Source organism: Nocardia sp. GCM10030253 (assembly GCF_042675075.1).
GTDB lineage: Bacteria > Actinomycetota > Actinomycetes > Mycobacteriales > Mycobacteriaceae > Nocardia.
In genome coordinates this window covers 472,472-485,375 of record NZ_JBHTDL010000007.1, presented here as the reverse complement: position 1 = coordinate 485,375, position 12,904 = coordinate 472,472, and the positions used below count along the sequence as shown (strand labels likewise).

Annotated in this window: 14 protein-coding genes; 8 read left to right on the top strand and 6 right to left on the bottom strand. The window is 66.8% G+C overall.

Features of this window, described 5'->3' with window-relative positions:
* Positions 1 to 36: 36 nt before the first annotated feature.
* Positions 37 to 912 carry a helix-turn-helix domain-containing protein gene (locus ACFQZZ_RS18235; RefSeq protein ID WP_378681672.1) on the bottom strand — a complete coding sequence of 292 codons (876 nt, stop codon included), beginning with the start codon at positions 910 to 912 and terminating at the stop codon, positions 37 to 39.
* Positions 913 to 991: 79 nt separating this feature from the next.
* On the opposite strand from ACFQZZ_RS18235, the gene ACFQZZ_RS18230 reads away from it, so the two are divergent.
* The 3 genes from ACFQZZ_RS18230 to ACFQZZ_RS18220 are packed head-to-tail and all read left to right on the top strand — an operon-like array spanning position 992 to position 4,135.
* Positions 992 to 2,155 (top strand): hypothetical protein, encoded by a 1,164-nt coding sequence (locus ACFQZZ_RS18230; protein ID WP_378681669.1) that lies wholly within the window; start codon positions 992 to 994, stop codon positions 2,153 to 2,155.
* Positions 2,155 to 2,931 carry an SDR family oxidoreductase gene (locus ACFQZZ_RS18225; RefSeq protein ID WP_378681666.1) on the top strand — a complete coding sequence of 259 codons (777 nt, stop codon included), beginning with the start codon at positions 2,155 to 2,157 and terminating at the stop codon, positions 2,929 to 2,931. Before ACFQZZ_RS18230 ends, ACFQZZ_RS18225 begins: the two co-directional genes overlap by 1 nt.
* 40 nt (positions 2,932 to 2,971) lie before the next feature.
* Positions 2,972 to 4,135 (top strand): sulfotransferase family protein, encoded by a 1,164-nt coding sequence (locus ACFQZZ_RS18220; RefSeq protein ID WP_378681663.1) that lies wholly within the window; start codon positions 2,972 to 2,974, stop codon positions 4,133 to 4,135.
* Positions 4,136 to 4,223: 88 nt separating this feature from the next.
* Here the strand turns inward: ACFQZZ_RS18220 and ACFQZZ_RS18215 are convergent, their stop codons facing one another.
* On the bottom strand, positions 4,224 to 4,898 hold the full coding sequence (locus tag ACFQZZ_RS18215; RefSeq protein WP_378681660.1) for a PaaI family thioesterase: 675 nt from the start codon (positions 4,896 to 4,898) through the stop codon (positions 4,224 to 4,226).
* A gap of 349 nt (positions 4,899 to 5,247) precedes the next feature.
* Between ACFQZZ_RS18215 and ACFQZZ_RS18210 the strand changes: the two genes are divergently transcribed.
* Positions 5,248 to 5,898, top strand: a complete 651-nt coding sequence (locus ACFQZZ_RS18210; RefSeq protein WP_378681657.1) for an HAD family hydrolase — start codon at positions 5,248 to 5,250, stop codon at positions 5,896 to 5,898.
* 48 nt (positions 5,899 to 5,946) lie between these two features.
* Here ACFQZZ_RS18210 and ACFQZZ_RS18205 read toward each other — a convergent pair whose 3' ends face one another.
* Positions 5,947 to 6,540 carry a TetR/AcrR family transcriptional regulator gene (locus ACFQZZ_RS18205; RefSeq protein WP_378681654.1) on the bottom strand — a complete coding sequence of 198 codons (594 nt, stop codon included), beginning with the start codon at positions 6,538 to 6,540 and terminating at the stop codon, positions 5,947 to 5,949.
* Between the two features lie 21 nt (positions 6,541 to 6,561).
* On the opposite strand from ACFQZZ_RS18205, the gene ACFQZZ_RS18200 reads away from it, so the two are divergent.
* Together ACFQZZ_RS18200 and ACFQZZ_RS18195 are read left to right on the top strand one after the other, a co-directional pair.
* Positions 6,562 to 6,930: a hypothetical protein gene (locus tag ACFQZZ_RS18200; protein ID WP_378681651.1), complete on the top strand. Its 369-nt coding sequence runs from the start codon at positions 6,562 to 6,564 to the stop codon at positions 6,928 to 6,930.
* Positions 6,927 to 7,427 (top strand): hypothetical protein, encoded by a 501-nt coding sequence (locus ACFQZZ_RS18195; protein ID WP_378681649.1) that lies wholly within the window; start codon positions 6,927 to 6,929, stop codon positions 7,425 to 7,427. Before ACFQZZ_RS18200 ends, ACFQZZ_RS18195 begins: the two co-directional genes overlap by 4 nt.
* Before the next feature lie 149 nt (positions 7,428 to 7,576).
* On the opposite strand, the gene ACFQZZ_RS18190 is transcribed toward ACFQZZ_RS18195, so the two are convergent.
* Positions 7,577 to 8,911 carry an RNA polymerase sigma factor gene (locus ACFQZZ_RS18190; RefSeq protein ID WP_378681646.1) on the bottom strand — a complete coding sequence of 445 codons (1,335 nt, stop codon included), beginning with the start codon at positions 8,909 to 8,911 and terminating at the stop codon, positions 7,577 to 7,579.
* A 15-nt stretch (positions 8,912 to 8,926) separates the two neighbouring features.
* Complete coding sequence (locus ACFQZZ_RS18185) at positions 8,927 to 9,283, bottom strand: YciI family protein (RefSeq protein ID WP_378681643.1); 357 nt, start codon at positions 9,281 to 9,283, stop codon at positions 8,927 to 8,929.
* A 272-nt stretch (positions 9,284 to 9,555) separates the two neighbouring features.
* Between ACFQZZ_RS18185 and ACFQZZ_RS18180 the strand changes: the two genes are divergently transcribed.
* Both ACFQZZ_RS18180 and ACFQZZ_RS18175 read left to right on the top strand, forming a co-directional pair.
* Positions 9,556 to 9,720: a hypothetical protein gene (locus tag ACFQZZ_RS18180; protein ID WP_378681640.1), complete on the top strand. Its 165-nt coding sequence runs from the start codon at positions 9,556 to 9,558 to the stop codon at positions 9,718 to 9,720.
* A 277-nt stretch (positions 9,721 to 9,997) separates the two neighbouring features.
* Positions 9,998 to 12,268 (top strand): LuxR C-terminal-related transcriptional regulator, encoded by a 2,271-nt coding sequence (locus ACFQZZ_RS18175; protein WP_378681637.1) that lies wholly within the window; start codon positions 9,998 to 10,000, stop codon positions 12,266 to 12,268.
* 27 nt (positions 12,269 to 12,295) lie between these two features.
* Here ACFQZZ_RS18175 and ACFQZZ_RS18170 read toward each other — a convergent pair whose 3' ends face one another.
* Entirely contained in the window at positions 12,296 to 12,817 is a 522-nt protein-coding gene (locus tag ACFQZZ_RS18170) for a DinB family protein (protein ID WP_378681634.1), read from the bottom strand.
* Between the last annotated feature and the right edge of the window lie 87 nt (positions 12,818 to 12,904).

Here is a 12,904-nt window from a genome sequence, read left to right as displayed (position 1 = left end):
ACTAGAACACGTTTCGGTCATTGGTCAATGGGGTGGTCAGGGTTTGCGTCCGCCGGATGCGTCGGTCACCGCATCGGCGGCGGACACGAGAGCGGCGCCACGGCGAGCGATTTCGGCACCCGTGATGGAGGTGCCCACGTACATGGTGAGCACCATGTTCTGCCTGCCGTCGCCGCCGTAGGTCGGTGCGGCGAGCAGGCTCACCGGATGTTCCTTGCGTGGTCGCAGATCAGTGCCGAGATGCACTCGTTCGCCGAGGCTGGTGACCAGCTCGCCGACGAGTTCACGCACCTCTTCCGGCAGGTCACGGGCGGCGACCCCGGCGAGCAAAGAGTACAACCGGCGGCCGGCGCCGGTCAGGCTTTCTACCAGGTAGCCGCGCTCTCGGCAGTCCGCGACGACCTGGCGCAGCCGGGCCACATCCTGCTGCAGTGGCACCGTCGACGGTTTGGCGAGCCAGGCGTCGAACGCCGCGTCGGTATCCCACAGCACGTACATCAGCCCGACCGGCGGCGCGAACAGATACGACGCGCCGACCTTGACCATGCCGGGCCCGGTGCTCTCCAGCACCGTGATCTGCTCGCCGACCACTGCTGATGCGGTGCAGGTCGTGCGATATTCCGCGGTGAGTTTCTCCAGTTCGACGCGCGCGATGGCGGAAATGGCGAAGCTGTCCTGCGCGACCCGGCCCGCGGCGATCAGCGCGGGTCCGAGGCCATAGGTGCGGGTGTGCGCATCGCGTACCAGGTAGCCGCCCGCGCTGAGCTCGGTGAGGATGCCGAGGCAGGTCGGTTTCGCCAGGTCGAGCTCGCGGGCCAGCTCGGAAAGGCCGAAGCGTTTACCGCGCTGCTCGACGAAGAAATCCAGCACTTGGACCACCCGCTGGGTGGGGGCGGATCTACGGGCAACCATTGACCACTCCTAGAACACGTTCTAATCTTGCTCGTATTGAAATGTACCAGAGTGGTACATATTTGGAACAGGATGCCTCTTGCTGACACAGCCGTTCGCGGACGCCATCGCCGCCGCCGAGCAGATCATCACCGGCGCACCACATATCCGGACCGAACAGGATCTCGTCGAGGGCTACGACTACCTCGCGGGCAGCATTCGCGCGGCCATCCAGATGGCCTGGGCCTATGAGCGGGACTTCCCGTTCTTCGTTCAGTCCACCGGGCCGTACACGAAGATGGGCCTGGACAACCCGGACACCCTCTACTTCCACTCCTACCTGCGACCCGACGCCGAATATGTGGTGACCGGCAAGCGCGGCAGCACCCGCGACCTGAGCTTCCAGGTACTCAACGGCGACTACTCGCCGGTGGACGTCCCCGACAGCCTCACCGCATTCGACGACCGCTCGATCGACGTCGCCGCGGACGGCTCGTACGAGCTGCGCCTCGGACCCGGCGAAGCGCGCCCCGGATATGTCCATCTCGCCTCGGACTCCGCCATGCTCGTGATTCGCGAGGTCTACAGCGACTGGGCCACCGAGAAGCCGGGCACCGTCCGCATTCAGCGGGTGGACCGGATCGGCGACGCACCGCCGCCGCTGACCAAAGACCTGATGACCAAGCGCTACGGCGTGGCGGGAAAAATGCTGCTGTCGCGGCTGAACACCTTCCTCGCCTTCCCGAAGTGGTTCTACCTCAACCTGCCCGTCAATACGATGACCGAGCCGCGGTCCACCCCTGGCGGACTCACGACACAGTTCTCCTCGGCGGGGCACTACGAACTCGACGACGATCAGGTCATGATCATCACGGTGCCGAAATCCGATGCGCCCTATCAGGGCTTCCAACTCGGCAGCATGTGGTACTTGTCGCTGGACTACATCAACCACCAGACCAGCCTCACCGCCGATCAGGCGCAGGTGGATCCCGACGGCATGATTCGGCTTGTGGTCAGCGAGCACGATCCCGGATTGGCCAATTGGATCGAACGGACCGGCCACGCGCGCGGATATCTGCAGTTCCGCTGGCAGCGGCTGGCGCGGGAGATGAAGCCGGAAGACGGGCCGACGGTGGAGGTGGTGTCGCTCGCGGAACTGCCGCAGCGGCTGCCGTTCTACGAACAGGCCCGGGTGACGCCGGAACAGTGGCGGGCACGGATCGCGGCGCGACAGGTCGCCGTGGCGGAAAGGATGTTGGGCTGATGTTGTTGCAGGACAAGGTCGTCGTGGTCTCGGGCGTCGGCCCTGGCCTCGGCAGGGCGATCGCGGTGCAGAGTGCGCGTGCGGGTGCGGATGTGGTGCTCGCCTCACGCACCGAATCGCGGCTGACCGAGGTCGCCAAGGAGGTCACCGAACTCGGCAGGCGGGCGGTGGTGGTGCCGACCGACATCAATGACGAAGCGGCCGTCGTCAACCTGGTCGAGACGGCGCAGAGCGCTTTCGGCCGGGTGGACACGCTCGTGAACAATGCCTTCGCGATTCCGCCGATCACCGATCTCGCCACCGTCGACCTGGACGATGTGCGCGCCGGGTTCGAGACGAATGTGCTTGCCGCACTGCGGTTGACCCGGCTGTTCGTGCCCGCGCTCGCCGAGTCGAAGGGCTCGGTGGTGATGATCAACTCGGCGGTGCTGCGGCATTCGCGGCGCACCTTCGGCCCCTACAAGATGGCGAAGGCAAGTCTGCTCGCGCTGGCGCAGAGCCTGGCCACCGAGCTCGGGCCGCAGGGTATCCGGGTGAATTCCGTTGCTCCCGGCTATATCTGGGCCGACAACCTGAAGTGGTACTTCAACTACCTTGCCGAGCAGCGGGGGATCACCGCCGAAGAGGTCTACGCCGAGACGGCCAAGACGATTGATCTGCGCAAGCTCCCCGAACCCGATGAGATCGCCGATGCCGTGGTGTTCTTCGCCTCGCCACTGGCGCGGGCGATCACCGGGGCATGCCTGGATGTCAACGGCGGCGAGTACCACCACTGACCGAATGCGGTTGTCCCGCATCAATTCTGAGGAGATGACTGTGATCGGCAGAGACGACGTCGGCACCATCGACGATCTGCACGCCTCGGCGACCAAGGTCGTGGGGTTGGACGACTTCGGGGACGACGGCTACCGCGAAGGCCTGCAAGTATTGCTCGAGTCCTACGCCAAGGACGCGGAGCTGACCCCCTTCGGCAACAAGGTGAATCGCGCGTTCCTGCGCGGTGCGCTGATCGCGCGACTGCTCAGCGAGTCCGCGTGGCAGCGTTTTCCCGAGCACGCCGAGGTGACCATCGAGCGGCCCATCTTCGTGACCGGGCTGCCGCGCTCGGGCACGACGGCGGTGCACCGGCTGCTCAACGCGGACCCCACGCATCAGGGTCTGGAGATGTGGCTGACCGAGATGCCGCAGCCGCGGCCGCCGCGCGAGACGTGGGCGGACAATCCGGTCTACCAGCGGATCGAGGCCGCGTTCGAGAAGCACCACGTGGAGCATCCGGAATTCATGGGCGTGCACCATATTTCGGCCGACCAGGTGGAGGAATGCTGGCAGCTGCTGCGGCAGTCGGCGATGTCGGTGTCCTACGAATGCCTGGGATATCTGCCCGGCTACTCCGAATGGCTGCGCGAGCAGGATTGGACCGACGCCTATCGCAGGCATCGGCGCAACCTGCAGCTGATCGGCTTGCCGGATGCGGGTCGCCGCTGGGTGCTGAAGAATCCCAGCCACCTGTTCGCGTTGGACGCGATCTTTGCGGTGTATCCGGATGCGCTCGTCATCCAGATGCATCGGGATCCGCGGACCATCATCGGGTCGGTGTGCAGCCTCAACGAGCAGGCTTCCGCCGGGTGGTCGGAGAAGTTCCGCGGGCCCGTTGTCGGAGCGGCGCAGTTGGATTTGTGGGCCAGGGGAGCGGACCGGTTCCTCGCGGATCGCAAGCACCACAATGCCGCTCAGTTCTGCGACGTCTACTACGACGATTTCGTCGCCGACCCGATCGGCACCGTCGGTTCGATCTACCAGCACTTCGATCTGTCGTTGAGCGCGGAGGCCGAATCGGCGATGGCGGCGCTGCATTCGTCGAGCACCTCTGGTGCGGCGCGTCCGGCGCACCGCTACACATTGGAGGATTTCGGCCTGACCGCCGATCAGGTCGATGCGCGCTTCGCCGACTATCGCAGCGAGCACTTCTCCGGCAAGTGAGCGACTCGGTGGGTCGGGCGCTGTTCCGGCCCACCGGCCCTGGACCGCGCACTCATGGCGAGCAGGCCGGATCGTGCGAACTATCGCCTTACGCTTGCCCGGGTTTGAGCACGATGAACAGTCCGTGCGCCTCGGCGCAGAGCCGGTCGCCGTCGTGCAGGGTGGCACGCACGAATACCTTGCGGCCCTCCTGACGTTCGGCCCAGGCGCGGACCTTCAGCTCGGTGTTGAGCGGGGTGATGGATCGGTAGTCCACGGTGAGCGAGGCGGTCCTGGTCACCGCACCCGCGTGCACCGCGGCGGCCATGCCGAGCAGATCGTCGAAACCGATGGCCACCTGCCCGCCGTGCGCGGCGTTATTGCCGCCCAGGTGGAAGGTCCGGAATGTGACGCGGGCGTCGACACCGTCGGGCCCGGCGTGGTCGATCATGAAAGGCGGCAGTGTGATGTTGCCACGGGCGGGCAGATCGAACCTGGTCCAGGTCGGGGTGGACCACTCGTCCACAATCGCCGCGTCCAGCTTGTCGTTGAGCTGCTTGAGGACGCCGATCGTCTCCAGCGCCAGCTCATCGGAGGGGCTGGCCAGCCGCACGCGATCCATCAGGCTGCGCGCCTGCTCGATGAACTCGCCGTAATGCGGCCCGCCCCGAGTGATATCGATGTCGCGCTCATCGTGCGCATTGATCAGCTCCGACATCGGCCGGAACCCGCCCTCATGATGCTGTTGATTGGGTAGCGAGTCGCCGACCTGCTGTTCGTTCATGAGAACACGTTATAGGTTGCCGGCCGAATGCTCGCTCAGCGGGGTCGCGGCTGCCCGACCGTATCGCGCGGTCGGTGATGCCGACCGCGGCCGACCGTCTCGAGGTTGCCGCCGGATCGTTCGGTGAGTCGAGTGCGCCGGATGGCCGGTGCGGAACGCTGTCGACGCAATGGCATTGTGGGTATATCGGTGTGCAGAAGTCGCCGATTCCGGGGCATGCAATCCGAGTTTTGCATCTTTTCCGGCTACGATGCTCCTCCATCAGGTCTTCCGAAGAATCCGAAAACCGTCGGCGGGCGATCGATTCGATCGGTACCGACCGGCGCGGCTGGCGAAAGGCTTTGTCTCGATGCGTATTACCGCAGTTGTCTTCGATATGGACGGCGTACTGATCGATTCCGAGCCGGTGTGGGAGCGGGTACGCCGCGACTATGTCGCCGAGAAGGGCGGACGGTGGCTACCGGATACACAGCAGCGGTTGATGGGCATGAGCACGGGGGAGTGGTCGGATTATCTGAGCGGTGAGCTCGGAGTCGGTGAATCGCCGGACACGGTGGCCAACGACGTGATCGAGCGGATGACGAGCCACTACGACCAGGAGGTGCCGCTGCTGCCCGGCGCCGTCGCGGCGGTGCAGCGAATGAGCGAACAGTGGCCGCTCGGTGTGGCGAGCTCCTCGCCGCGCACGCTGATCGACAAGGTGCTCGGCCGCACTGGATTGATCGAATTCTTCAACGTCACGTTCTCGACGGAGGAAGTGGATCGGGGCAAGCCCGCACCGGATGTGTACGTTGCCGTCGCGGGCTTCCTGCGGCAGAAGTCGACCGAGTGTGCCGCGGTGGAGGATTCGAGCAATGGGCTGCGCGCGGCACATGCGGCGGGCATGCGGGTGATCGCCGCTCCGCGGCCCGAATACCCGCCCGCCCCGGACGCGCTCGCCTTGGCCGCGCACGTGATCGACGGGCTCGACCAGCTCACCACTGACCTGGTTTCCGGATAGCGCCGGGCATCGTTCGCCGTTCGGCCGTCGCGGCGAATGTCGGGTGCGTCAGCGTCGATAAGACGCCAACAGCGTGCGAGCCGCCTCGGCGAGGTCGGCGTCGAGCCAGTCGGGTAGTTCGCGAGCGTGCGCGTGGCGACGCAGCGCCGCGTACGGCAGGTCGACGACGGCGCGGCTGACGGCGTCGATCTCGCGGGCGCCGTCCTGGCCGCAGAGGTCGCGAGCGATGCGGCGCAGGTGCTCGATGAGTGGCGCGTTCATGCCGTCGAGGCGGCCGCGGAACTCCGCATCGGGGCCGCCGTCGAGCAGGTCGCTCGGGCGCAGGTTGAGCAGAAGCTTTGCGTCGTCGGGTAATTCGCGGCCGAACCGCACGGCGGACACCGCCATCGCCACCCCCGCCTCGACCGGGTCCTGGTTGCCCGCACCGGCCATGACCCGCTCCTGGAAGCGCGCGAGCGCGCGCAACCACGCCTCGGTGAGGACCCCGTTGCGGTTTCCGAAGCGGTGATAGAGCGTGCCGACCGGCGCGCCACTTGCCGCGGCGATCGCGGCGACGCTGGCCGCGCGAGGGCCATCGGCGAGCACGAGGGTGCGTGCTGCGTCGAGGATCACATCGGTGTCGTGCTTGCGGGGTGGCGCCATCGACTAGTACGTTCCTTCTATATGGAGCGATTGCCCTACATTGATGAGCATGCCAGATCGATCGACGCGAATCGGGATCGGGCGTGGAAAGCACTGCTGAAAGTCGTCTGCAAGGACCCGACCGACCCGGCCAGTGTGCCGGGCGGATTCGTGCTCGACTCGGCCGAGGTGCCCGCCCGGCTGGCGCTGTCGGGTCGGCACTGGTTCTCGCGCTATGCGCTGGTCTTCGAACTCGACGAAGAGGGGCCGGGTCGGACTCGGGTGCGGGCCCGGTCGTGGGGGGAGTTCCCCGGCCTGCACGGCAAGATCTACCGAGCGCTCGTGATCGGCACCGGCGGTCACCAGATAGTCGTGCGCGAGATGCTGCGTCGAATCGCGGCCGCGGCATGATCCCCGGGTTGGTCTGGGGCGCCACCGAGGCCGAGTGTGAGCAGCCATTGCCGTGTGACGAGCTGGAACCCGGTGGGGTGCAAGCGGACCGGGCCATCAGCATCGACGCGGCGCCGCACGTGGTCTACGCCTGGTTGTGTCAGTTGCGGGTGGCGCCCTACAGCTACGACCTGCTCGACCGCTTCGGACGTCGCAGTCCGCGCCGACGCGACCCCGAGCTCACCGAGCTCGAAGTGGGCCAACGGTTCATGGGTCAGTTCGACCTGGTGTCCTTCGTTCTCGGAAGGCACATCACGCTGGTCACCGGAAATATCTGCGTCACCTACGCGGTGCGGCCCGAGGGAAACGGAACCCGCCTCGTGGTGCGGATGCAGTGCGGCGCACCGCGGATCGTCGCGCGGGCACTGGCGCTCGGTGACCTGTTCATGATGCGCAAACAGCTGCTGACGTTGAAGGAGCTGGCCGAGGCCGAAGAGCGAGCTGTTCGTAGTGAGTGAGGTGCGGGCATCGGACGGAAGCCCACGTCCGTAACTCCGACCCCCCGAGGACTCGGCAGCCTATCCGTCGAGCCTGGCCCCGAGGCATGCTCTCCGAGTTCCGCACGCACGCCCACAGCGGGCCACCGCCGAACCGTGGGGTCTGTGCGCTAGCTCTGGTCGGTGGGTTCGGCATTCGGCGCTTCGCTGGCTGCTCGCTCACACTCCGTCACACGGTTCAGCAGGAGTGCGCGTTCGGCGTCGTTGCCGGTCAGCGCCGCGGCGCGGGCGAACTCCGCGCGGGCCTCGCGGTGGCGGCCGAGGCTCGCGAGCAGGTCGCCTCGGACGGCGGGTAGCAGATGGTAGGTATCGAGTGCGCCAGCTGCGGCGAGCGTATCCACGAGTTCGAGCCCTGCGGCGGGGCCGTGTACCTTGCTCACCGCGACGGCGCGATTCAGGTCGACGATCGGGGACGGAAAGCGTTCCGCGAGAACCGCGTATAGGCCCGCGATGCGTCGCCAATCGGTGTGCTCGGAGCTGGGCGCCATGGCGTGGACCGCGGCGATGGCCGCCTGCAGAGTGTATCGGCCCGGTGGCTGACCTCGGTTCCTGTCGACCGCGTGGGCGCGGGCGAGCGCGGCGAATCCGCGGCGGATCAACAGCTGATCCCAACGGGATCGTTCCTGATCTGCCAGTAGGACAGGGGTTTTCGCCGGGCCGACGCGGGCTCTGGATCGAGAGGCTTGCAACTCCAGCAGCGCGGCGAGGCCGTGCACTTCCGCCTCTTCCGGCATCAGGTTGGCGAGCATCCGTGCCAACCGCAGAGCGTCCTCGCACAGCTCGATGCGCAGCCAATCCTCGCCCGCGGTCGCCGAATATCCCTCGTTGAAGATCAGATAGATGACCTCGAGCACGGAGTCGAGGCGCCCGGCCAGTTCGGCGCCGTGCGGTACCGCGTACGGGATGCGGCGTGCGGCGATCGTTCGCTTCGCACGCACGATACGTTGGGCGACAGTCGATTCCGGCACCACGAACGCCCGCGCGATCTCCTCGGTGGTCAAGCCGCCGACCAGGCGCAGCGTCAGCGCCACCCGCGCTTGCGGCGACAACACCGGATGGCAGGCGGTGAAGATCATCCGCAGCAGATCGTCCTCGATCGCCAGATCCGGGTCCAGTGCGGCGGACAGCCCGGGCTGCTCCTGCTGCTCGGTCACGAGTTCGTGACCGAGCAGCGCGACCTTGCGTGCGAAGGTCTGATTGCGCCGCACCATATCGATCGCCCGATGCTTCGCGGTGAGCATGAGCCAGCCGCCCGGATTCGGTGGTACACCATCGCGCGGCCACTGCTCCAGCGCCGCCACCAGCGCGTCCTGGGCGAGTTCCTCGGCGGAGTCGATATCGCCGACAACCCTGGTCAGCCCCGCGACCAAGCGGGGCCACTCCATCCGCCACACGGCCTCGACGGCGCGACCCGTGTGCTGTTCGGACGGCTGCTCACGACTCATCGGCGGCGAATCCGATCAGGCGGGCTCGTCGAGCTGCCGAATTTCGACGTCGACCTCCCAGTCCGGCCCGTGGGCCTCCAGGAAGCGCGACGACCATTCCACCGCTTCCGCCTTCGACTTGGCCTGCAGCAGGAAGTATCCGCCGACAACCTCTTTGGACTCGGTGAACGGCCCGTCGAGCACGGTGAGCTTGCCGCCGGACAGCGCGATCCGCGTCGCCTCGGTGATCGGGCGCAGTCCCGCGGTGTCCAGCAGCGCCCCCGCCTTGGTCATGTCCTCGATCACCTTGCCGATGGCTTTTATCATCGCGTCGTCCGGCACCTCCGCGGGCGCGGTGGACGTATCGACGCGGATCAGCATCATGTATCGCATAGCGGCATCCTTTGCTCGTCGTCGTCAGGATCGTCCGATCCTCACTTCAGTGCATCGAACGGTCCTGGCCGGAATCGACATCTGACCCCAAAGGAGTTTCATGAAGATTGTCTCGCAGATTTTCGGGCCGGGCGGCGTCGACGCCGCGGGCCAATTGCGGACTGCACGATCGACATGGCGGGGCGCGTCAGTGCGATGCGAGATCGAGCGAGCCGTTCCCGGCTATCGGCGTTCCAGTCTGGATCCGGGGCAGTTGGTCGCGGAAGAATACGGTGGCGACCAATTCCTGTTTGCTGTGGCGGACGCTGCGCCAGGTCGGCGAATGCCGCGCCGACGGCCGCATCGAATGGACCTGCGGCCGAAGCCGTTCCGTACGCGAGGCGTCCTTCGCCGCCGCCGTCCGTGCCGCGAACACCATCGACCGGTGGGTTCAGTAGTCGAGCTCGGCCCATGGAACGTGGATCGGGAACGGAAAGTCCGTTCCGATCCCGTCGGTCGCCGCCGGTGTCCATTCGCCGGTGAGGATGTAGTTCGTCGGGTGCAGCGGGTGGACTCCTGGCGGGAGTTCACCCGTCCTGGTTTCCAGCGCGTACGCGCGGACGATCGTGGCCGTCGCGTGTATGCGACATATTGGGCAAAATGCCCGATATCGGGGGCACTCGTGCGAAGGTATCCAGCGTGGTGCGGCACGTTTCAGGGAACCTTCCGGCTGAGGTGACGAGCTTCGTCGGGCGTGGCGCCGAGGTTGCCGCGGCCAGGAAGCTGCTGGCCAGCACGCGGTTGCTCACGCTGACGGGGCCGGGTGGGGTGGGGAAGACGCGGCTGAGCCGGCGGGTCGGGGAGACGGTGCGCCGCGCGTTCCCGGATGGGGTGTGGCTGGTCGAGGTGGCGCACGTCAATGACGGGGAACTGGTGGCGTTGAGCGTTGCGCAGGCGCTCGGGCTGCGCGATGACACGAGTGTGCCGCTGGCCGGGTTGACGGAATTCCTGGCCGATAAGAGCCTGCTGTTGATTCTCGACAACTGCGAGCACCTCATCGCCGCGTGCGCGGACCTGGTCGATCGGCTGATACCGGCCACGACGGAGGTGCGGATTCTCGCGACGAGCAGAGAGCCGCTCGGCGTCTCCGGCGAGCAGGTCATGCCGGTGGCGCCGCTGCCGGTGCCGGAACTTGACGAAGACTCCGACGCGGCCGTGGACGCCGAATCCGTCGACAGCGAGGCGTTGCGGTTGCTCATCGAAAGGGCCGCCGCGGCGAATCCGGACTTCCGGGTGACCGACGCCAATCGTGGCGCGCTCGCGGCGATCTGTCGTCGGCTCGAGGGGATTCCGCTCGCCTTGGAGCTGGCAGCGCTGCGTTTGCGGATGTTCACGCCGGACCAGGTGTTCGCGCGGCTCGATGACGCGATGCGATTGCTCACCACCGGGCTGCGTACCGCGCCGGAACGGCAGCAGACCTTGGAAGCCGCGATTCGGTGGAGCTATGACCTGTGCACGCCCGATGAGCAGCGCCTGTGGGAGCAGCTGGCGGTGTTCGCGGGTGGCTTCGATCTGGAAGCCGCCGAGTCGGTGTGCGTGATCGATCCGCCGGACGCGCTGCTGGACGCGCTCACCGGGTTGGTGGAGAAGTCGGTGCTCGGCCACCGGCACGACAGCGACGGCACCGGCCGATACACCATGCTCGAGCCGCTGCGACAGTTCGCGCTGGCCCGGCTCACGGCGCACGGCGACGAGCGCACGGTCCGGATCAGGCACTGCGACTACTACTATCGGGTCGCGCGCCGCGGGCGCACCGATTACTGGGGCAGCCAGGACGTCACCTGGTTCCGCGACGTGACTCGCGAACACGCCAATATGCGTGCGGCGCTGCAATTCTCGCTGGCCGATCCGGACGGCGCGCATCGCGGGCTGGAGATCGCCACCGAGCTGCGACCGTTCTGGGAGCACTACCGGTTCCTGCTCGAGGGCTATCGCTGGCTGCGCGACGCATTGGAAAAGGACCCGCGGCACACCACCGACCGGGCCAGGGCATTGGCGGCGGCATCGGTCATCGCGGCCATGCTGTCGGACACCGCGGAGGCGACCCGGTTCGTCGACGAATGTGTGGAGATCGCCACCGAATTGGACGCGGTCGAGGTGCTGGTGGAAGCCACCCTGCTATCGGCGCTGTTGGCGTTCACCGATGCCGATCCGCGCCGGGCGCTCGGCATCGCCGAATCGGCCGCGGACCAGGCTCGCGCCTGCGCGCACCACGGTGCGGAAATGGAAAGCCTCGCGTTCGCCTATGTCTGCGCGCTGGTGCTCGAGGATGCGCGTGCGGGGGCTATCGCGGAGCGCTTTCTCGCCAAAACCGCCGAGCACGGCTCGCACCTGTTGGGCGGCCTCGGCTACTGGGCGGTCGGGACGAATCAATGGCGTAAAGGCAACCAGGACAGGGCGATCGGCGACCTACGTCGGGCGGTCGAGCTGTTCCGGCTCTTCGACCGATGCGTATGGACCGCATCGGGATTCGATGGCTTGGCCTGGGTGGCCGCCGCCGACGGCGATCAGCTCCGCGCGGCCCGGCTGATGGGCGCCGCGTCGACCGTGCGGCTCGGCAGCACCCAGCGCCTCGCGCACGCGATGACCGAGGCGGTCGGTGACAAGGTCCGGCTGCAGGTGCGTGCCGCGATGGGAGACAAGGACTTCCGCACGGCCTTCGACGCGGGCGCCGCACTCGGGCTGGACGAGGCGATCGACTACGCGCTGGGCACGGAGTCCAAAACGAGCGCCGCACCGGTGAAACCCGTACCCGCCGACGTCCTCACCCGCCGCGAGCGGGATGTGGCCCGGCTGATCGCCGCGGGCTATAGCAACAAGGGCATCGCGAGCGAGCTGGTCATCTCGATCCGCACCGCCGAAAGCCACGTCGACCACATTCTCACCAAGCTCGGATTCACTTCCCGAACGCAGATCGCGGGCTGGGTCAGCAAGAATCCGACGTGAGTCGGAGCAGTCGGGGTGCAGGCGCGGTCAGTCGCCGGTGACGCCGTCGATGCGCTCGCGTAGGAAATCGGCGTGGCCGTTGTGGCGGGCGTATTCCTCGATCATGTGCACGTAGACCCAGCGCAGGCTGTACTCGATCGGCCGCCGTGGGTGGGTGAATGTGCGGTCGAGTGGCAGGTCGGCGACGGTGGCGTCGGCCAGTTCGATTTCCTGCTGGTAGGTGGCGAAGTCGGTGGCGGCATCGGCATCGGCGATGTCGTCGAAGTCGCCGTCGGGGTTGTCGGTGCTGCAGTAGAGGTAGTCCACCGCCTCGCCACCTGCGACGAGGCGGAACCACCCGCGTTCGACCTCGCTCATATGCCGAACCAGGCCGAGCAGCGACAGCGTGGACGGCGCGACGCAGCGCTGTTTGAGCTGTTCAGGATTGAGTCCGGCGCACTTGAGCAGCAGCGTCTGACGGTGGAAATCGAGCCACGCTTGCAGCATCGGACGCTCGTCGGCGATGAGCGGTGTCTTGCTGCGGTCGATGTCAGGAGCGGTCCACGTCACCGGCCGACTGTAACCCGAAACGTTGGCCGCAGCTGTCGAATAAAACGTCCGATGCCGCCGGGTCGATGGTGTTCGCATCAGCACGGC